The sequence below is a fragment of the uncultured Chitinophaga sp. genome (genome assembly GCF_937874145.1).
Classification (GTDB): domain Bacteria; phylum Bacteroidota; class Bacteroidia; order Chitinophagales; family Chitinophagaceae; genus Chitinophaga.
This window is the reverse complement of record NZ_CALNBI010000364.1, coordinates 20,725-40,645: the sequence shown is the minus strand read 5'-3', so window position 1 is coordinate 40,645 and position 19,921 is coordinate 20,725. Positions and strand designations below refer to the sequence as shown.

General features: G+C 54.1%; 21 protein-coding genes. 9 read left to right on the top strand and 12 right to left on the bottom strand.

Features of this window, described 5'->3' with window-relative positions; genetic code table 11:
* Positions 1–62 precede the first annotated feature (62 nt).
* The 11 genes from Q0510_RS17830 to Q0510_RS17780 form a co-directional block, all read right to left on the bottom strand.
* Positions 63–536 carry a glycosyltransferase family 39 protein gene (locus Q0510_RS17830; protein ID WP_298714909.1) on the bottom strand — a complete coding sequence of 158 codons (474 nt, stop codon included), beginning with the start codon at positions 534–536 and terminating at the stop codon, positions 63–65.
* A gap of 35 nt (positions 537–571) precedes the next feature.
* The gene (locus tag Q0510_RS17825) at positions 572–1,363 is read right to left on the bottom strand and encodes an amidohydrolase (RefSeq protein ID WP_298714907.1); all 792 of its coding nucleotides are present in this window, start codon (positions 1,361–1,363) and stop codon (positions 572–574) included.
* Positions 1,364–1,437: 74 nt separating this feature from the next.
* Complete coding sequence (locus Q0510_RS17820) at positions 1,438–1,899, bottom strand: regulatory protein RecX (RefSeq protein ID WP_298714905.1); 462 nt, start codon at positions 1,897–1,899, stop codon at positions 1,438–1,440.
* A 60-nt stretch (positions 1,900–1,959) separates the two neighbouring features.
* A complete protein-coding gene (locus tag Q0510_RS17815) occupies positions 1,960–4,293 on the bottom strand; it encodes an ATP-dependent helicase (protein WP_298714903.1) in 2,334 nt (777 codons plus the stop codon).
* A gap of 117 nt (positions 4,294–4,410) precedes the next feature.
* Positions 4,411–5,922, bottom strand: a complete 1,512-nt coding sequence (locus Q0510_RS17810) for a M28 family peptidase (RefSeq protein WP_298714902.1) — start codon at positions 5,920–5,922, stop codon at positions 4,411–4,413.
* A 126-nt stretch (positions 5,923–6,048) separates the two neighbouring features.
* Entirely contained in the window at positions 6,049–6,507 is a 459-nt protein-coding gene (gene rpiB / locus Q0510_RS17805; RefSeq protein ID WP_298714900.1) for a ribose 5-phosphate isomerase B, read from the bottom strand.
* 47 nt (positions 6,508–6,554) lie between these two features.
* Entirely contained in the window at positions 6,555–7,400 is an 846-nt protein-coding gene (gene tatC / locus Q0510_RS17800; protein ID WP_298714897.1) for a twin-arginine translocase subunit TatC, read from the bottom strand.
* Between the two features lie 623 nt (positions 7,401–8,023).
* Positions 8,024–9,295 (bottom strand): hemolysin family protein, encoded by a 1,272-nt coding sequence (locus tag Q0510_RS17795; RefSeq protein ID WP_298714895.1) that lies wholly within the window; start codon positions 9,293–9,295, stop codon positions 8,024–8,026.
* 54 nt (positions 9,296–9,349) lie between these two features.
* Positions 9,350–9,919: a guanylate kinase gene (gene gmk, locus Q0510_RS17790; protein WP_298714893.1), complete on the bottom strand. Its 570-nt coding sequence runs from the start codon at positions 9,917–9,919 to the stop codon at positions 9,350–9,352.
* Between the two features lie 6 nt (positions 9,920–9,925).
* On the bottom strand, positions 9,926–11,239 hold the full coding sequence (gene murA / locus Q0510_RS17785) for a UDP-N-acetylglucosamine 1-carboxyvinyltransferase (RefSeq protein ID WP_298714891.1): 1,314 nt from the start codon (positions 11,237–11,239) through the stop codon (positions 9,926–9,928).
* Positions 11,236–11,931 carry a DUF4290 domain-containing protein gene (locus tag Q0510_RS17780; RefSeq protein ID WP_298714888.1) on the bottom strand — a complete coding sequence of 232 codons (696 nt, stop codon included), beginning with the start codon at positions 11,929–11,931 and terminating at the stop codon, positions 11,236–11,238. The genes murA and Q0510_RS17780 overlap by 4 nt, the downstream gene beginning before the upstream one ends.
* Positions 11,932–12,107: 176 nt before the next feature.
* On the opposite strand from Q0510_RS17780, the gene Q0510_RS17775 reads away from it, so the two are divergent.
* Positions 12,108–12,893, top strand: coding sequence for an SDR family oxidoreductase (locus Q0510_RS17775; protein ID WP_298714886.1), 786 nt, complete (start codon positions 12,108–12,110; stop codon positions 12,891–12,893).
* A gap of 124 nt (positions 12,894–13,017) precedes the next feature.
* Entirely contained in the window at positions 13,018–14,058 is a 1,041-nt protein-coding gene (locus Q0510_RS17770) for a tryptophan 2,3-dioxygenase family protein (RefSeq protein ID WP_298714884.1), read from the top strand.
* Between the two features lie 77 nt (positions 14,059–14,135).
* Here the strand turns inward: Q0510_RS17770 and Q0510_RS17765 are convergent, their stop codons facing one another.
* Positions 14,136–14,603: an Lrp/AsnC ligand binding domain-containing protein gene (locus Q0510_RS17765; RefSeq protein ID WP_109695159.1), complete on the bottom strand. Its 468-nt coding sequence runs from the start codon at positions 14,601–14,603 to the stop codon at positions 14,136–14,138.
* Positions 14,604–15,095: 492 nt separating this feature from the next.
* Here Q0510_RS17765 and trmB point away from each other — a divergent pair, with 492 nt between their 5' ends.
* Genes trmB through Q0510_RS17730 form a run of 7 tightly spaced genes read left to right on the top strand, consistent with a single transcriptional unit; the run spans position 15,096 to position 19,920 of the window.
* Positions 15,096–15,803, top strand: a complete 708-nt coding sequence (gene trmB, locus Q0510_RS17760; RefSeq protein ID WP_298714879.1) for a tRNA (guanosine(46)-N7)-methyltransferase TrmB — start codon at positions 15,096–15,098, stop codon at positions 15,801–15,803.
* Positions 15,775–15,972, top strand: coding sequence for a DUF5522 domain-containing protein (locus Q0510_RS17755; RefSeq protein ID WP_298714877.1), 198 nt, complete (start codon positions 15,775–15,777; stop codon positions 15,970–15,972). The genes trmB and Q0510_RS17755 overlap by 29 nt, the downstream gene beginning before the upstream one ends.
* The gene (locus tag Q0510_RS17750) at positions 15,905–16,318 is read left to right on the top strand and encodes an MGMT family protein (RefSeq protein WP_298714876.1); all 414 of its coding nucleotides are present in this window, start codon (positions 15,905–15,907) and stop codon (positions 16,316–16,318) included. Before Q0510_RS17755 ends, Q0510_RS17750 begins: the two co-directional genes overlap by 68 nt.
* Positions 16,319–16,348: 30 nt before the next feature.
* Entirely contained in the window at positions 16,349–16,792 is a 444-nt protein-coding gene (locus Q0510_RS17745; RefSeq protein ID WP_298714874.1) for an IPExxxVDY family protein, read from the top strand.
* A 41-nt stretch (positions 16,793–16,833) separates the two neighbouring features.
* Complete coding sequence (locus Q0510_RS17740) at positions 16,834–17,073, top strand: 4a-hydroxytetrahydrobiopterin dehydratase (protein ID WP_298714872.1); 240 nt, start codon at positions 16,834–16,836, stop codon at positions 17,071–17,073.
* 8 nt (positions 17,074–17,081) lie between these two features.
* Entirely contained in the window at positions 17,082–19,148 is a 2,067-nt protein-coding gene (locus Q0510_RS17735) for a histidine kinase (RefSeq protein ID WP_298714870.1), read from the top strand.
* Between the two features lie 22 nt (positions 19,149–19,170).
* Positions 19,171–19,920, top strand: coding sequence for a LytTR family DNA-binding domain-containing protein (locus Q0510_RS17730; protein ID WP_298714868.1), 750 nt, complete (start codon positions 19,171–19,173; stop codon positions 19,918–19,920).
* The last annotated feature ends 1 nt before the right edge of the window (position 19,921 follow it).

Here is a 19,921-nt window from a genome sequence, read left to right as displayed (position 1 = left end):
ATTTAGACATTCGGAAGCTCATTGCACCAATGCCAAAAACAAAAAACAACAACAAAATTGGTTTAGGACAACTGCGAAATGCCCACACCCAGCAGCAGCGTGTTCTTCCAGTTTTGTGCGGCCAGGAAGTTGCGGTAGAGGTAAAAATATAAAGCGGCGAAAAAGATGAGCGGAATATCCGGAACGGCGAGGATACCGCCGAGCTGCATGGCTCCCAAACACGCCAGCAGCAGGTAAAAAACGGTATTGTTCTTTTCTGACAGGAGCTTGTCAGTTAAAATGAGCGTGCCCACATTCAGCACCACCATTCCCAGCCGCACGCCCAGTTCGTTGTGAAACAGCGCGTAGCCGGCTTTGATCAGCAGCGCGATCATGGGCGGGTGGTCGAAATACCCCCAGTCGAGGTGCCGGGAGTACACCCAATAATACGCCTCATCGTCCATCAGCTCGGTAAAACAAGCCTGGACGATCGCAAGCAGGGCCCAGATGGCCAATACCGTGTTTTTGTACTGGTTCTTCGTAAAAAAGCGGATCATAGTGGGGCGAAGTTAGCCAAATCCCCCGCTATTTCTTAGAGGATCATGAAGCGGTCGGCGTCTTTCATGAAGGGGAATTTGCCGCGCAGCTCGTCGAGGTGCTGACGGGAAAGGGTGTACGTAAATACATCTTCGTCATGCGCCTTCTGGTAGATGATTTCGCCTACGGGGTCGATGAGGCTGGTATCGCCGCTGTGGTAGATGTTGTTGCCATCGTTGCCAACGCGGTTTACCCCGATCATGTAGCATTGGTTTTCGATGGCGCGCGCCTGCAGGAGTGCTTTCCAGGGCACGTTGCGGCGCTCCGGCCAGTTGGCTACGTTCACGAGCACATCGTATTCCGGCTGGCCGTCTTCCTTGATGGTATTGCGGCTCCATACGGGGAAGCGGAGGTCGTAGCACACGGTCAGGCAGATCTTCCAGCCTTTTACCGAGGCGATGAGGCGCTTTTCGCCCGCTTCGTAGTGATTATCTTCTCCGGCGAAACCGAAACGGTGACGCTTGTTGTATGTTCCGAATTGTCCGTTGGGAAGCATCCAGATGAGGCGGTTGTAGTACTGGCCTTCTTCTTCGATGATGAGGCTCCCGGTGATGATGGCGTTCTTCTGTTTCGCTTTCTGCTTCATCCACTGAACGGCACTGCCATCCATGGTTTGCGCCAGCTTCTCGGGCTGCATGCTGAAACCGGTGGAAAACATTTCCGGAAGGATGATCACTTCCGTCCTTTCTTTGATCGCGTCGATCTTTTCATCGAACATGGCCAGGTTGGCCGCGATATCTTCCCAATGCAAATTCGCCTGAACGAGCGAAACGGTTAAATCTGACATACAATTATGGATTCCAGGAATTCGACCTCAAATTTACGCAGCATTAACTTAGAAAGTTTTGAAATGATGCAGCGTTATTCGCCTTTTTTTGAAATTTCTTCAATAGCCTCCCGCGACAAATCCTGCTCGAAGCCCCTTTGCAGGAGGTACTGCAAGGTTTTCCAGGTGCGTTTCATAGGCTGTTCGCCTTTCAGGCTGGCATATTTGCGCTCTGCCAGGTTGCGCAGCACCTTATCGTAATCCTCGGGGTCGATTTCCGTCAAACCCTTGCGGATGCAATAATCCGATACCTGTTTTTGTTTCAGCATGAGGCTGATTTTCTTCCGCCCCCATTGACGCATCCGGAATTTTCCGCCGGCATAAGCGCGGGCGAACCGTTCCTCATTGAGGAAATTATCCTGCACCAGCTGCGCAATGGCCTCGTCGGCGGCATCGCCGTAAAGCCCCAGGTCCCGGCACTTCTCCTTCACTTCGGAGTGGCACCGTTCCTGGTAAGCGCAGAAGTGGCGCAACTTCTCTATATCGCTGCTGCTCATAGTCTGCATAAAAAAGGCCGGCCGTAATCGGGCCGGCCAGGTGAGTAATGTATTCGCAAATTACTGCCGAACGATCATCAGTTTGGCGTAATTGAGCATGATCTTCTTTTCGCCGCCCGCCTTTGGGAACATCACCGTGGCAATGCGGTTGTTGGGCGCGCCTTCCAGGCCAATGATCTTTCCGAAACCGAACTTCTGGTGCTCCACGTCCATGCCCACTTCCATCGTCGCCGGATCATCGGCCGTGAAGTTGGCGGAAGGCGTGTGGTTAGCCGCGGTGGCCGAGGAAATCACCCGGGGCTGCGGTTGTTGCTGAACAGGGCGGGAAGGACCGGCAGCTGCGCCGGGCGCTTTACGCTTATCGAACATATTGCCCCAGGAAGCGCCGCCGCCCATGGTGCCGCTGTTGCGGAGGCCGCCGCCGGCATAGCTGCGGTCAAGGTATTTTTCAGGGATCTCTTCCAGGAACCGGCTCGGCTCATTCTGCTGCAGCTGCCCGAAACGGTAACGGCTGTTGGCATACGTGATGAAAAGACGGCTCTTGGCACGGGTAACGGCTACATAAAACAACCGGCGCTCTTCTTCCAGCTCCTCGCGGGAGTTGATAGACAGCCCGCTGGGAAACAGCCCTTCTTCCAGCCCCACGTTAAACACCACCGGGAATTCCAGCCCTTTGGACGCGTGGATGGTCATGAGCTTTACCACGTCGCTGTTTTCGTCGTTGGTATTGTCTGCATCCGTGAGCAGGGTGATCTGCTGGAGGTAGATGCCCAGGGATTTATCGTCGAGCAGCTCACCGTCTTCGGTGGGCGTTTCGGTGAATTCCTTGATAGAGTTCAACAGTTCCTGCACGTTCTCGTAACGCGCAAGCCCTTCCGTGGTTTTGTCGTTGAAAAGCTCCTTCACGATGCCCGTGCTCTTGCCCACCTGCACTGCCACTTCGTAAGCGTTGTGCTTGTCGAGCATCACGCGGAAGCTCTGGATCATGATCACGAAGTTGGCGATGGCCTCAAGGGTACCGCCTTTGAAACCGAACTCATTCGCCCTTTCCAGCACTTCCCAGAAGGTGATATTCTGGTCGTTGGCGAAGATGGAAACCTTTTCGATGGTGGTTTTACCAATGCCGCGGACAGGGTAGTTGATAATCCGTTTAAGGGCTTCTTCGTCTCGGGAGTTGGAAATAATCCGCAGGTAAGCGATGAAGTCCTTGATTTCTTTACGCTGGTAGAACGAAAGCCCGCCGAAGATCCGGTAAGGGATTGCCTGCCTGCGGAGGCTTTCCTCGAAAGAGCGGCTCTGCGCGTTGGTCCGGTAAAGGATGCAGAAGTCGCGGTTGGCGAAGTGGTTGCGCAGCTTCAGTTCCGCAATGGTATCCGCTACGGTTTTGCCTTCTTCATTATCGGTATTGGTTCTTACCAGTTTGATCTTGTCGCCCTCCACATTGTCGGTCCACAGGTTCTTTTCAATCTGCCCCTTATTCTTCGCGATCACCTCATTGGCTACGCCGAGGATGGATTTGGTGGAACGGTAGTTCTGCTCCAGCTTCACCACTTTCACGTCGTCGTAATCCTTTTCGAACTGGAGGATATTCTGGATGGTGGCGCCGCGGAAGGAGTAGATGGATTGCGCATCGTCTCCCACCACGCAGATATTTTCATGCACCGCACCCAGCAGTTTCACGATCTCGTACTGGGCGGGGTTGGTATCCTGGTACTCATCGATCATGATATACTTGAACTTGTGCTGGTACTTCGCGAGCACGTCGGGGAAGCCCTTCAGCAGCTGGTACATTTTAAACAGCAGGTCGTCGAAGTCCATGGCGCCGTTCTTGTAACACCGCTTCACGTACAGGTCGTAGATCTTGCCGGTAAGCGGGCGGCTGGCGCGCTGGTCTTCCTGCTGGAGATAATAGTCCACCTGGTACGCGTCAGGCCCGATGAGGCTGTTCTTGGCCGCGGAAATGCGGTTGTAGACGAGATTGGGTTTGTAATGCTTGTCGTCGAGGTTCAGCTCGTTAATGATGGTTTTTACCACGCTCTTGGCATCGTCGGCATCGTAAATGGTGAAATCGCTGGGATAACCCATCTTCGGCGCGTCCGCACGCAGGAGGCGGGCAAACACGGAGTGGAAAGTTCCGATGTAGAGGTTGCGGGCCTCGTTGCTGCCCAGGATCTTCTCCACACGCTCCTTCATCTCCTTGGCGGCTTTGTTGGTAAACGTCAGGGAAAGTATATTGAAAGCGTCCACCCCATTACGCATCAGGTGGGCGATCCTCGTCGTCAGTACTTTGGTTTTGCCCGATCCGGCGCCGGCAATGATCATCACGGGACCCTGTAAGGTAATCACCGCTTCCCGTTGCCGTTCGTTCAGGCCGTCTAAATAGTTTGCACTCATCACTGAAAAAATTTGCAGGACGTAAAAGTACGGATTGACGGCCGGATCACGAAATAAGTGGATAACTCCGGCCCGTTCCGGGGCATAAAAAAACGGCCCGGAGGCCGTTCTTCGCTATTATTTTTCATTTCTGTCCACCTTCAGGCGATCCTGCCGGTTGGCCACCTCCCAGGCGGTGTAGAACACCAGTTTGGCGCGCTTCGCCAGCAGGTTGTAATGGATTTTCTCCGGTTTGTCGCCCGCGCGGTGGTAATCCTCATGCACCCCGTTGAAGTAGAAGATGATGGGAATCTTGTGCTGCGCAAACATGTAGTGGTCGGAACGGTAGTAGAAACGGTTCGGATCGTTGGGGTCGTTGTACTTGTAATCCAGCTTCAGCCCGGTGTGCGCATTGGCCGCTTCGCTGATGGGGCGAAGGTCGGAACTGAGCTTGTCGTCGCCGATGATGTATACGTAGTTGGTATCCTTTTTATGCTCGTCATCGATCCGCCCGATCATATCGATGTTCAGGTCGGTAACGGTTTGCGCGAGGGGATAGATGGGATGATCGGTGTAATACTGCGAACCCAGGAGCCCTTTCTCCTCGCCCGAAACGGTCATGAATACGACCGACCTGCGGGGACCTTTGCCAGCTTTCTTCGCTTTCATGAAAGCGTCCGCCATGGCGATGATAGCCACCGTACCGGAACCGTCGTCGTCCGCGCCGTTATGGATCTTCCCGTCGATCACCCCGATGTGGTCGTAGTGCGCGGTCAGGAAAACGTATTCGTCTTTCAGATCGGTTCCCGGCAAAATACCGAGTACGTTGCTGGATTTGATTTCGTCGGTACCCTTGCTAAATTCCAGCGCCGTTACCTGGCCGGTGGCAGGCGTGGTATTGCCGGATTTGGCGGCTGCCAGCAGCTCGGGCCATTGTTTGCCGAAAATAGCCGAAGCCACTTCTGGCGACACGAAATAGCTGTTGGGGATGTACTCCATGGTTTTCATCATGGGCCAGTACAGGCCGGTCCTGCGTATGCGGGAGCCGCCGCGGCCGCCGAGGTTGGCACGCTCGCTCACCACAAACACCGCTACGGCGCCATGGTTGGCGGCAGTGCGGAGCCGGTCGGTGAGGGGCGTTCCTTTCCCTTCGGTATCTGCGATGACAATGATCTTCTCCGAAGAGCCGGCGCCCTTGTAGGGGTCCATGGCTTCGTTGACAACGCCGAACCCTGCGAAGAAGGCTGGGGTGGCGCCCAGTTGCTGGTTGGTGAGTTCTTTTACGGAACCGTAATATTCCTGGCCGAATGTGAAGGTTTTACCGCCGGCCTGTATGGTGCTTTGGTTGAGGGTGTCCTGCAATAACGTGAACGGTTGCTCCCATTCGCCGTTGCCTGCGCCGGGCTGGAGCCCCGCGGCCTTGAACTGCTCGATGATATATTTGGCGGCTTTGTATTGCCCGGGCTTGCCGGTTTCGCGGCCTTCCATTTCGTCGCCGGCTACGATAAACAGGTGTTTCTTGAGCTTGGCGGCCGTAATGGTCTCGGCGTAGGACGTAGCAGCGGAGCGTTTCAGCGGCGTGGAAGCCTTCTGTGCGCAGGCGGCGGTCCCTACGGCCAGGAGGCAGGCCAGCATGGATTGTTTCTTCATTCGCAGGTTTTTATGCGCTAAAATTAAGGTTTACGGCAGTAGCCACCGCTACCACTCAAATAAAAAGAGGCTGCTTGCACAGCCTCTTTCTCAAATATATTCCGAAAAAATCGCCGGGCCTGCGGGTTACATGCAGGCGATTTTCTTAACACGGTTTTCGTGACGGCCGCCTTCAAAAGGCGTAGCCGCAAATACATCCACCATTTCGGTGGCGGTGGGTACGCTCACGAAGCGCGCCGGGATGCAGAGCACATTTGCGTTGTTATGGCTCCTGGCCAGGCGGGCCAGCTCATCGCCCCAGCAGATCGCCGCGCGGATGCCCTGGTGCTTGTTGGCCGTGATGGCTACGCCATTGGCGCTGCCGCAGATGAGGATGCCGAAGGCATGCGTGCCGTCTTCCACGGCGCTGGCTACAGGATGCGCGAAATCGGGATAATCTACGGAGTCGGCCGAATGCGTACCGAAATCTTTTACCGTAATCCCTTTTCCTTCGAGATAGGAGATCACTTCTTCCTTGTACCCGAACCCTGCATGGTCCGATCCGATGGCGATCGGCAAGGCAAGATCAAATGTCGTCTGTTCCATACCCTATGGGTTTATTTTGGTGTTGGTATTACGTTGCTGTGTTTGTCTTACGACCATTCTTCAATTTCTTCCTTCTCTTTCTTCGCGTAGGTTCTGGCCGAAATCAGGATGCTCACTTCATACAGCAGGTATAAAGGTACGAAAACGAGCAATTGGTCCAGTACATCGGGCGGTGTGATGATGGCCGCCAGGATGAGGATCACCACGATGGCGTGGCGGCGGTAATTCCGCATGAAGGTAGGCGTGAGGATACCGAGCTTGGTAAGGAAGTATACGAGGATCGGCATTTCGAACAGCGCGCCCATACCGAGGATGATCTGCGACATCAGGCCGAAATAATCGTCGATGAAGAAGTCGTTCTTGATCACGTCAGACACGGTGTAGCTGGCGAGGAAGTTGATCATGAACGGAGCGATGAGGAAATAGCTGAACGCGATACCCATGAGGAACTGCAGGCTTACCCAGAAGATAACGCCTTTCGATCCTTTCGCTTCATTATCCTTCAGGGCCGGACGGATAAATCGCCACATCTCCCAGCACACATAAGGGAAGGCCCCGATTACGCCGATGATCATCGCCAGTTTGAACTGCAGCATGATCTGGCCGGCCATTTTCGTGTTCTGGAAGATAATCTCCGGCGGCGTGATGCACAACTTATCTCCCAGCCCCAGCGCCTGGCTGGCGGAGCACAGCCAACGGTAAGTCGGGAACTCGGCCTGCGTGGGCCCGAATATCACTTTGGTAAGGATCCAGTCGGTAAATACGAAGCCAAGGATGCTCACGATCACAATCGCTGCGGCGGAGCGGACCAGGTGCCACCGGAGCTCCTCCAGGTGGTCGAAAAACGACATCTCTGCCTTATCCTCGTTTTGCGAAAATAACTTCTTTAACATGCGGTATCAGAATCAGGAGCACAAATATAACATGCCCCGAAGAGTTGAATGTGAAAAAAAATGTGGGCTAAGGTAATAAGAAAAAAACGAGAAAGTATGAGGAGGAGGATTTAGGGCAAAAAAAAGAGCCAGCCCGAGAAGAATCAAGAGCCGGCCTTTCATCCATTGTTTGTTAACCCCAAAAAAGTTGAATTCGAGAATGTCTTTATTCGCTTCTGTTAGATTGAAACTTGCATCCTTTAATGGCAAGCTATTCAGATGTAAGTCGCAACCGTTACTAAAGCATTCAATTTTCTAAAACAAAAATAGAAAGAAATATCGTATTATCAATGTTACAACAAAGTTTTTTACAACCTTTTAACAAAAATCAAATTATTGTGTTACGTATCAGCACCTATTCCTATCCCGCCCGTGTTAATTTTCTACCACTCTTGTAAAAAACGATTTTGCAAAGATAATATTATATATAAATTAAATTCTACTTAAATCGTTCTTCAATACCTTTACAATCAACTCAAAACTGGTGCTTTTAAACCGGGAAGGAAGTTTTTACCCTTTTACTCCCGCAGCCGGACAAACCAGCTATTTGTCTAATTTACAGCAACAATCAGGCCGGATTCTCCCTAATCCAGGATCTTCATTTTCACCATCTCTATCCGCGTATCCGTCACGTTCAACACGTCGAACTCGTAGTTATCGATGATAATGCGCTCCTTCAGCCGCGGAATCGTCTCATAATGCGAGATGATATAACCCGACAGCGTCTCGCTCTCATCCTCCGGAAAATCAAAACCATACCGCTCATTCAGGTAATCCAGCTCCAGGCGGCCGGAGAAAATATACTCCTTCTCCGCAATCTGCTGCTCCACGAACTCTTCCACGTCATGCTCGTCTTTGATATCCCCGAAAATCTCCTCCAGCACATCCTCGATCGTAACAATCCCGGCCGTTCCGCCGAACTCGTCCACCACCCACGCGATACTTCTCCGCTCTTTATTGAATTTCCCCAACAGGTCGATCGCGCTCATCGTTTCCGGCACCGCCAGGATCGGGTGGATCACCGCACTGATGTCTTCCGGGTTCTTAAACATGTCCAGCTGGTGCACATATCCGAGAATATTGTCAATATTTTGTTCGTAGATGATAACTTTCGACAGCTTCGTGTCAATAAACTTCTTCCTGCAATCTTCTATCGAGGCCGTAATTTCCAGCGCTTCGATCTCCTTCCGCGGGATCAGGCAGCCCCGGATCTTCACATGCACCAGGCTCAGCGCATTCTCAAACAGCTCCGTGTTCAGCTCCTGGCTCTCGCCCATATGCTGCTGGCTCTGCCGCGTGAAAAACTCTACGTCCACCCGCGAAAACGAACTCTTGTTCTCGATGATGCGCACGTTGAACAAGTATTTCAGTATCCATTCCGAAATCGACTCCAGCATGGCGCCGATCACGTAAAAAGGCTTCGACAGGAAAGAAATGGGCCAGGCGAAAAAGCTCAGCAACGCTTCCGGACGGCTGCGGAAGATGCTCCGCGGGATAAAAAACCCGAAAAACAACACCAGCAAGGTAGCCGCGCAAATCTCGATAAACAGCGTCAGCGCCACGAACTTGGCCACCTGCTCCTCCGATTTCCAGATCGACAGCCAAAGCTGGTCGAGCCAGCCCGCCACCAGCATGCTGTAAATCACGATGCTGATCGTCAGACCGATAAGACTGGTCGCCAGGATCTTGGCCGGATGCTCGCTAAAGCCCGCCAGGATCTTCCCTGCCACGCGCCCCTGCTTTTTCTTCAGTTCGATGCTCAGCCGGTTCACATTCGCGAACGCCGTTTCCATCCCGGCGAAGAAGCCCGCCAGCAGTATCACTAAAACCAGTAAAACGATCGTGTAAATATCCATCCAGATATATGTTTTAATGGGGCCTCAGCCTTCAGCCGCGCCAATCAATAACGATTAACGGGCCAAAAAGTTCTCCACCAGTTTTCTCACCTCCGCATAGGCCGTTTCCAATACTTCATTTACAACAATATAGTCAAATTCTTTGGCAAAAGACAGTTCGTACCGCGCTTTCCCCAACCTTTCATCGAGGCTCGCCTGCGATTCAGTCCCCCGTTCACTCAGGCGTACGCGCAGCGCGTCGAGCGACGGCGGCTGGATGAAAATAGTCATAGCCGAAGCATGGTATTTCTCCTTGATGCTCAGCGCGCCCTTCACGTCGATGTCCACCATCGGCGTCTGCCCGTTCATCCAGATGCGTTGCAATTCGCTCTTCAGGGTTCCGTAATATTTACCGGCATACACCATTTCATATTCCGCGAAATCATTCTTTTCGATATGCTCCTGGAAGGTTTCGGGCGACATGAAATAGTAATCTTTCCCGTGCGTTTCCGTTTCGCGGGGCGAGCGGGTGGCGGCGGAAATGGAGAATGCGAGCTCCGGCATATCAGCCAGCAGCTTGCGGACGATGGTGGTTTTACCCGCCCCGGAGGGTGCGGTGATAATGATGATTTTGTTGGATGCCATGATTCTCTAAACGCGCTTGATATCTGCTCCCAGGTTCCGCAGGCGCTCGTCGATATACTGGTAGCCGCGGTCGATCTGGTCGATGTTATGGATGGTGCTTTTGCCCTCGGCGCTGAGCGCCGCGATGAGCAGGGACACGCCTGCGCGGATATCCGGACTGCTCATGGTGATGCCCCGCAGCGGATGGTGACGGCCCAGGCCGATCACGGTGGCGCGGTGCGGGTCGCAGAGGATGATCTGCGCGCCCATGTCGATGAGCTTGTCCACGAAAAACAGGCGGCTTTCGAACATTTTCTGGTGGATGAGCACGCTGCCGCGGGCCTGGGTGGCTACCACGAGCACGATGCTCAGCAGGTCGGGGGTAAAGCCCGGCCAGGGATGGTCGGAAATGGTGAGGATGGAGCCATCCAGGAAATTCTGGATTTCGTAGCTGTCCTGCGCCGGGATATGGATATCGTCGCCCCGGTATTCCATTTTGATACCGAGCAGACCGAATTTTTCGGGGATGATGCCAAGGTTTTTGATGCTGGCGTTCTTGATGGTGATCTCGCTCTGCGTCATGGCGGCGAGGCCGATGAAGGAGCCGATCTCGATCATATCGGGCAGCATGGCGTGTTCGCAGCCGGTAAGCGACGAAACGCCTTCGATTTCGAGGAGGTTGGAACCCACGCCTTTGATCTTCGCGCCCATGCTGTTGAGCATTTTGCAGAGTTGCTGCAGGTAAGGCTCGCAGGCGGCGTTGTAGATGGTGGTGGTGCCGTTGGCCAGCACGGCGGCCATTACGATGTTGGCGGTGCCGGTTACGCTGGGCTCGTCGAGCAGCATGTAGGTGCCTTTGAGGCCGCCTTTGGGCGACTCGAGGCGGAAGTAGTTATCGCCGGTGTCGTACACGAAAGAAGCGCCCAGGCGCTCGAACCCGATCACGTGTGTGTCGAGCCTCCGCCGGCCGATCTTGTCGCCTCCGGGTTTGGGAATATATGCTTTACCGAAACGTGCCAGCAGGGGGCCGGCCATCATTACGGAGCCGCGCAGGCGGCCGGATTTCTTTTTGAACTCAGGGCTTTCCAGGTAGTCTATATTTACTGCATCAGCCTGAAACTCGCACACGGCGCGGGATACGCGGTTTACTTTCACGCCCACATCGGCCAGCAGCTCGATCAGCAGGTTAACATCCACGATGTCCGGGATATTGCTGATGGTGACTTTTCCGGGTGTTAACAGCACCGCGCTGATAATCTGTAATGCTTCGTTTTTGGCTCCCTGCGGTATAATTTCTCCTTTCAGACGGTTGCCGCCTCGTACTTCGAACGCGTTGATCACTTGTTCCTGTTTTTGTATTTGTTGTGTTTGTTCTTGTTGTTGTTATTGTTCTGCTTGTACTTGTTCTGCTGGAACTGTTTGCGCTTGGCGCTGGCCGTGGGGGCGGTAGTGTTGCCGGGTGCGCGGAACTGGGGTTCCAGGCTGATAACGGGCGCAGGGTTGGCGTTGCCCGAAGTAGGATAGTACTGCAGTTTGCCCTGGGTGATACCGGAAAGCTCGGCGCGGATCGCGTCGTCATGGACGTTTTCCTTGTGCCAGTTGCCGTAAGCCAGCTTCATGTAATTGCCGATGACCTGTACGAAGCCGTCCTTCATTTCAGGGTTTTCGGTTTCCAGGGCTTTATCGATCACCCTTTCGAGGTTTTTACCGAAGTGGCGGTGACGGGGGTGTTTCTTGGGATAAGGCAGGCGGTCCGGTTTGGCGCGCAGGGTTTCCTTCGTGGGGATGGGGTATGGGGAATCCACATCCAGCTTGAAGTCTGACACCAGGAAGAGGTGGTCCCACAGCTTATGCCGGAAATCCTCCACGTTGCGAAGGTGCGGCTGCAGGATGCCCATCAGCTCAATCACGGCGGACACCTGTTGCTGGCGGTGCTCGCGGTCTTTCAACGTCAAGATATATTCGATCATCCGCTGTACGTTCCGGCCGTACTCCTTCATGATGAGGTGATTGCGTGCGGTGTTATATTCCATTAATCTAAATTGTAATTCCGTAAAAAATCTTGAAATGCAGCCGTTCTACCGTGAAGTAACAAAAAATATTCCTTTTTTATGGAACGGCCTCAAGTGCAGTATTGCGTTATATGCAAACCTAATGAAAAAAATCATACGCCGCACGGGAAGCGGCCCCGATTCCTTACTTTTACCCTATGAACTTGTCGCTGACCGGTAAAAACGCCGTTATCTGCGGAGGCTCCCAGGGCCTGGGGCTCGCTTCCGCCAGGGAAATCGCCCTCCTGGGCGCCAATTGCATCCTCATCGCCAGGAGCGAAGCGCCCCTCAAAGCCGCCGCCGCATCGCTGGATACCTCCCGGGGACAGCAACACAGCTGGCACACCGCCGATTTCAACCAGCCCGACAACGTGCAATCGGCCATCAGCGCCATCACCGACCAGCGCATCGTCCACATCCTGGTCAACAATACCGGCGGCCCCTCGGGCGGCCCGATCCTCGCTGCCGAAGGCGGCGCCTTCCTCCAGGCGTTCCAGATGCACCTCGTCTGTAACCAGCTCCTGGCGCAGGCCGTGGTGCCCGGCATGAAAGCCGGCGGGTACGGCCGTATCATCCAGATCATTTCCACCTCCGTCAAAACACCGCTCCGCAACCTCGGGGTTTCCAATACCATCCGCGCCGCCGTCGCCAACTGGGCCAAAACCCTCGCCGGCGAGCTCGCGCCTTTCGGGATCACCGTCAACAATGTACTGCCCGGCTCCATGTCTACCGACCGCCTCCGCAGCCTCTTCCGCGCCAATGCGGAAAGCCGCGGCGTCGACGAAGCGACCGTATCCGAAGAATGGAGGGCCGAAATCCCCATGCAGCGCTTCGGCGACCCGTCCGAATTCGGCGCCGCAGTAGCCTTCCTGGCTTCCCCCGCCGCCTCCTACATCACCGGCATCAACCTGCCCGTTGACGGCGGCAAAACGCCTTCGCTCTAAATCCGCACCGATGAATATCTGGAAAAACATCATCAAAAGCCCAACCTGATCCGCTCCCGACCGTTATTTACCTGAACGGCCGCCGGCGCGGCCCATTCCTTCATTTCACACCTCACCCACCAACATGCAACAAACCAATGTGCAGTACGGCCCGTACCTGCAACTCGACGCCATATTGAACGCACAGCATCCCGAATCAGACAAACACGGGATGCCCGCCCACGACGAAATGCTGTTCATCGTCATCCACCAGGCCTACGAGCTCTGGTTCAAACAACTGCTTTTCGAAGTGGAATCCGTGGCCGATATCATGAGCAAACCAGCCGTGAACGATAATTCCCCGGAACTGCAGACCGTTGTGCACCGCCTGAACCGCAGCGTCTCCATCCTCAAACTGCTGGTACAGCAGATCGATATTATGGAAACGATGACACCGATGGACTTCCTCGATTTCCGCGACATGCTGCGCCCCGCATCCGGCTTCCAGAGCTGGCAATTCAAAACCCTCGAAGCCAGGCTGGGCCTGCAATACGAAAACCGTTTCGGACAGGAATATTACATCTCCCAGCTCACGCCCGACAAGATCGAGATCATCCGTCGGGCGGAAAGGGAACCGTCCGTGCTGAAGCTCCTCAACGACTGGCTGGAGCGCATGCCCTTCTTCGAAGAGCCCGACAACTGGTCCGATTACCAGCCATCTACCAATGCCGCTACCGACGGCGGATCGCTCTGGTTCAACGATTACCGTAATATTTACATGGCAGGCCTGGCGGATGCCGAGCAGGCGAACCGCGCTTATTTCGACAAGGTATTCGGCGACGGCGAAGGGGCGGGGCATTTATCGCCCAGGGCGAGCCGCGCGGCATTGTTCATCATGTTGTACAGGGGTTATCCCTTGCTGCAGCTGCCTTTCCAGCTGCTGAACAGCCTGCTGGAGATCGACGAGCAGCTGAGCACCTGGCGGTACCGGCACATGAGCATGGTGCAGCGGGTGATCGGCACGCGTATCGGAACGGGCGGCAGCACAGGCAGGGATTACCTGAAAGGCGCGCTGGACAAGCATTACATCTTTGCCGACATTGCGCGGTTAACGAGTTTCCTGATTGAAAGAAGGAAGCTGCCGGCGCTGAGCCCGGCGATGGGGCGGAGACTGGGATTCAGATAAGGGGTCCCAAAACGGCAAAAAGGGCGACGGCGGCCGTCTCCCTTTTTGTCTTTGCTCATAACGTGAAACCTGCGCCCTTACTCGACAACGTTAATGGTGCGCGTAAAGCTTTCTTCCAGCGAAATGAATGTTTCGGTGCGTTCGATCCCTTTGATTTTCTGGAGCTCGTCGTGCAGCACGCGGCGAAGGGAGGTGATATCTTTACAAATGATTTCTGCGAACATGCTGTAGCTGCCGGTGGTGTAGTTCAGGCGAACGATTTCCGGCATTTTGCGCAATTCCTTGGCCACTGAATCGTAAAGGGAGCTTTTTTCGAGGAAAATGCCGATAAATGCGATTACGTCATAACCGATCATTTTTAAATCTACATGTAATCTCGTACCTTTAACTATACCCAGCTCTTGCAATTTCTTCATTCGTACGTGGATCGTACCGCCTGATACGAACAGCTTCTTCCCCAGGTCAGCATAGGAGATTTCAGCGTTAGACATCATCTCGCTGATGATCTGCAGGTCCAGTTTGTCAATATTCAAATTGTGGCTCATTTTGACAAAGTGTTTTTGAATGTTTTAAACTTACATGCAAATATTTAAAAAATATCGAAATTTCCAAAATTTCTATTAAAATATTTGCAAAAAATACCCCCTCTCTTTAGATTTGCATCATAATCGTTGAAAACAACGCTTACCCGCCAGGGAAATTATCCAACTTTGTGGGGTGATGAAATTGGCAGACATGCCCTCTCGTCTCGGGGGTGAGGATCACGGGATAAACGTAGCGTAATGGGTTGACCACTAATCTTATTTGTGCTATGGCTAACTGCCTCGTGTAGGTTCGACTCCTACCCCTACAGCCATTAAACGCATCGGTTTACGCCGGTGCGTTTTTCGTTACATCCCGCCTGCCCTGCAACACCTACCCACTTCCCAATGGTTACCTTCTAGTACGGTATCCCTACTGTATCCCTACGGCGCCCATACCTTATCCTTACCTGTCGCCAATGCGGTTTTCATCCCTTTTCGTACTTTTGCGCCCTCATGGGACACAAGAAACTACAGCGATTCGCGGAAATTGAGACATTCCCCAACGTGCTCATCTATCCGAAAGACATGCCCGGGAACTGGAGCCGCCATTTCGGCAACAGCCATCCGCTCACCCTCGAACTGGCCTGCGGCAAGGGCGATTACACCCTCGGCCTCGCCCGGAAATACCCCGGAGAAAACTTCATGGGGGTAGACCTCAAAGGCAACCGCATCTGGAAAGGCGCTAAAACCGCCATCGACCAGCAAATCGCGAATGTAGCATTTTTGCGTACCCAGATCGAACAAATTACCGAATATTTCGCGCCGGGCGACGTAAAAAATATCTGGATCACCTTCCCGGACCCCTTCCTCCGCCAATCCAAATCCAAAAAACGCCTTACCCATCCCCGGTTCCTGGCCCTCTACCAGCAGTTCCTGGCCGAAGGCGGCACCATCAACCTGAAAACCGACTCCCCGGAACTTTACGCCTTCACCAAAATGGTGATCGCCCGGACCGGTTGCCGCATGATCACAGACATTCCCGACGTTTACGCCCTCTCGCCCATCCCGGAGCTCCTGCAGATCCAGACCTATTATGAAGGGATGCACCTGGCGGACGGCCGTACCATCCGGTTCCTTAAATTTGCATTACCGGACCAGCCCATCAGCTGGAAAACCGTGAACCTCGCAACGGATGAAGAAGCAGCTGCAGGAACATATTGATTTCTACTATAACGAGCAGGGATATGTGGTGTTGACCGAAAAATTCCACCTTGAAAGGGGATTTTGCTGCGGTAACGGATGCCTGCATTGCCCGTTTGATTATGAAAAAGTCCCCGAAGAAAAAAGAAACCGCCTCCTCGAAGCCCGCCGCCAGAAAGACGGAGCCTGACTTCGTAGACCGGGTTTTCGATATCGCCCGCCAGATTCCCCGCGGGCGGGTGACCAGTTATGGCGCCATCGCCGAAAGAGCCGGCATCCGCCTCACCGCCCGCATGGTAGGCTGGGCCATGCACCAGGCCGGGAAAGCCCACCCACCCGTTCCGGCGCACCGGGTGGTGAACAGCAAAGGCCTCCTGACCGGCGCCGTTCACTTCGCCACACCCACCTTAATGCAGGAATTATTGGAGCAGGAAGGCATAGAAATACGCAATAACCAGGTCGTCGGCTTTACGGATAAGTTCTGGAACCCGCCGTTGACCAAAAAGAACACAGCGTTGCCCAAAAAAGAAAAATAGGTGCAGGCCCTTTTTCAATAACTTTACCGCATGTCTGTACTCAAACTGAAGTTGGACCAGGACGCCCTGGTGGAAGATTTTTTCGAAGACGCCTGGCTGGCGGGGATCATTTCCCAGGCCAAGGACTACCAGCTTATCTGGCAGCTCAACAAACAGCTCGGCTTCGATTTCAGGGTAAATAACTCCCTGGAAATCAATCTTGCCAAAAACCGCCGGTCTTTCTTCTTTACCGTGTACGAACACCAGGAGCTGACCAAATCCGCCGGGCACTATTTCTATAACAATCATTGCAAAGCGGAATTCCTGCTCCCTGAATTGAAGCATGTAGACTATCTCTGGCTTATCAAAGGCAACTATTACCAGCAGCCGGACGTGAAAGCGCTGATCGAACAATGCAGGAAAGCTGAACTGGTGCAGATGGCGTCGCTGCTGGACCTGCGCGACATCCGCAACCGGATTAACCTGATATTCTGACACAGATATTCCCCATCCATCCACCGTTTAAATCACGCACTATGTGGCAGGAAACCGAGCGGCACCTGTACCGCGCCTTCACTTTCCCCGACTTCCGCGAAGCCTTCGCCTTTATGACAAAAGTGGCGCTGGCCGCGGAGAAAATGGACCATCACCCCACCTGGACCAACACCTGGAACAAGGTGGAGATCTGGCTCAGTACCCATAGCGCCGGCAATACGGTCACCGAGAAAGACCATGCGCTCGCCCGCGTCATCGATCAATTCATCCCAAATTCCTGAAACTGACAGTGTACCGCCTATCCCTGATATGCCTCCTGCTTTGCGCCGCCCTGACGGGGACGGTTCGCGCCGGCGACCGGGATACCTTGTCGGTAGACTTCTCCCGGCCTGTAAACGGGCTCGATATCCGCCATTATTTATCGGTTTTCTCCGGTAACGCTACCGCGTCGCAGGCGCAGGGGCTGGATTACCGGAAAGACACGTCCTTCTTTCACCGCAACAAAAAACTGCTTTTCCAGGAAAACGACGGCTGGTTCCGGCTTACGATCCGCAACACCGGTCCTGTCGATTCCGTGTTATACCTTTTCGCCGGCTGGCAGGAGCGTTTATTTTTCTATTCGGAAGACGCATCCGGCGCCCTCCGTCACGATGCTTCCGCGGGCATGATGCATTACCAGCCGGGGGCCGATCGCTGGGACAGTTACGCTTTCCCGCTCCATGTGGCGGCCGGGCAGGCGCGCACCTTCTACCTGCACGTCGAAAATCCCTACTACCGCGAGAACGAGCTGATGCCGGTGCTGTACGACGCCATTCATTATGCGCAGTTCCGGCACCTCCAGGCGGACCGTTTCAAAGGGGAGGCGCTGGTGATCCAGATCGTGATCGGCATGCTGCTGGTGCTCCTCAGTATCACGATCATCAATTACATCCAACTGCCTGACAAGCCCAGCATGTATTTTTCGGCATATTTGCTGGGGCTGATCCTGTTTTTCTGCCTGCGGCTGGAAACGAAGCCTTACCAGCTGTCGTTCTTCCACAGCATGCCCATGCTGAAATATTACTGGGACGTGCCGGCGCTGATCTGTTGCTTCTATTTCATGCCGATGCTTTTCGGGCGGGCGTTCCTGAATTTGCGGGAGCGGTTCCCGCTGATGGACAAATACTATTTCTACAGCAATATCTTTTACGGCGCCTGCATCGCGGCCTGCATCGTGCTGATGTGGATGGGCGACTATTCGCTGCCTGGGCAGATCTTCACCTGGGCCACCTTCCTGTCGCTGATCCCTTTCGGGATTTCGTTCGTGGCCCTTGGGCGGAGGGTGCGCCATCATCCCCTTATCCGGTTTTTCCTGTACGGCTCCCTCGGCCTGTACCTGCTGGCTATCCTGTCGTTTTTCCGCAATACGGAGCCTGTTCCCTTTACCCCGCTGCCCGAACTGATTACCCCATACTCGCTGCTGGTGGTGGGTGTACTCGTGCAGGCCCTCAGTTACGCCGCGGGCCTCAGTTACAGGAACAAGCTCGTGCACCAGGAAAAGACCCGTACGCAGGAGATGCTGATCAAGCAATTGAACAAAAACAAGGAGCTGCAACGCAAGCTCAACGAGCAGCTGGAAGAGCTGGTGCGGGAGCAGACCACCGAGATCGTACGCCGCAAAACCGAGCTGGAAGAGCAGCGGAAGCTGCAGATGGAAGCGGAATACAGCAAGAAATTCGCGGAAATAGAGCTGAAAGCCATCCGCGCCCAGATCAACCCGCACTTCATTTTCAACTGCCTCAACTCGATCCAGCTGTTCGTAATGCAGCGCGATTTCGAGCATGCGCAGAAATATTTGTCCGATTTCTCGTACCTGATCCGCAAGACGCTGGATTTCTCGCGCCGCAATTTTATTTCCCTGGCCGACGAAATAACTTATTTAAATACTTATCTTGGTCTGGAGAAGATGCGGTTTGAACAAAAGATGAGTTTCGAGATTTTGATGGACCCCACCCTCAATACGGCCGAACTGGAGGTGCCCGCCATGCTGCTCCAGCCGTATGTGGAAAATGCCGTCAAGCATGGAATGACGAACGAAGAGCACACAACAGGACTATTGACCATTCGCTTTACCATGATTGCCCACGATATGCTGGAATGCATCGTGGAAGACAACGGCCTCGGCATTGAGCGTTCGCGGCAACTGCGGACCCTTCCCGGCCATCACCAGTCTTCCGGTATGGAAATCAGCTTCAACCGGGCAGAGCTTTTGAACAAAATGTACAATACCGGCATCCAGATCGAAATCATAGACAAATCCGCCCGCGGGACACAGGAAAGCGGCACCATCGTGAGGGTGCTCATACCCCAGTTGTAGACGGGACCAAATTGGAAGACCCATGATCCGTGCAGTAATTATTGACGACGAGCGGAACAGCAGGGATATTATCGCCCTGATGCTGCAACGCTATTGCCCCGACATCGAAGCCGTGGCGCAGGCGGCCAATTGCCGCGAAGGCATCGCACAAATCCGCGAACACCGGCCCCAGCTCGTATTCCTCGACCTCGAAATGCCCGACGGCACAGGGTTCGACGTACTCACCGGCGCCTACGACGCCACGTTTGAAACGGTATTCGTGACCGCGTTCGAAAAACGCTACCTCCATACCATCCGCCTCAGCGAGGTGGAGCTGATCCTCAAACCCATCGACCGCGAAAGCCTTCAGCAGGCCGTTCAGGCCGTCCGCCAAAGGCTCCACCATCCCGGTAAACAGGAACGGTACGACGTGCTGCTGCACAACTTCGGCAAATCCGCCAAAGACGTGCGCCAGATCGTGATCCCCCTGGCCGGGGGCGGCGAATACATCGCTTCCATCGAAAACATCGCTTACGTGGAAGGCAGCACCGACCGGACGCTTTTCAGCCTTTCCAACGGCGACCTCCTCCAATCCCGGCGGCCTTTCCGATATTATACGGAACTCTTCGCCGGCATGCGCTTCTACCAGATCAACAACCACCAGATGGTGCAGCTGCCGCATATCCGGCACATCGATCACGACAACCTGCAGCTTCACCTGCATAACAAATCCGTGCTCGATATCACCGAACGCAGGAAGCGGGAACTCGCCGCCGCATGGAAGCAATCTTAAA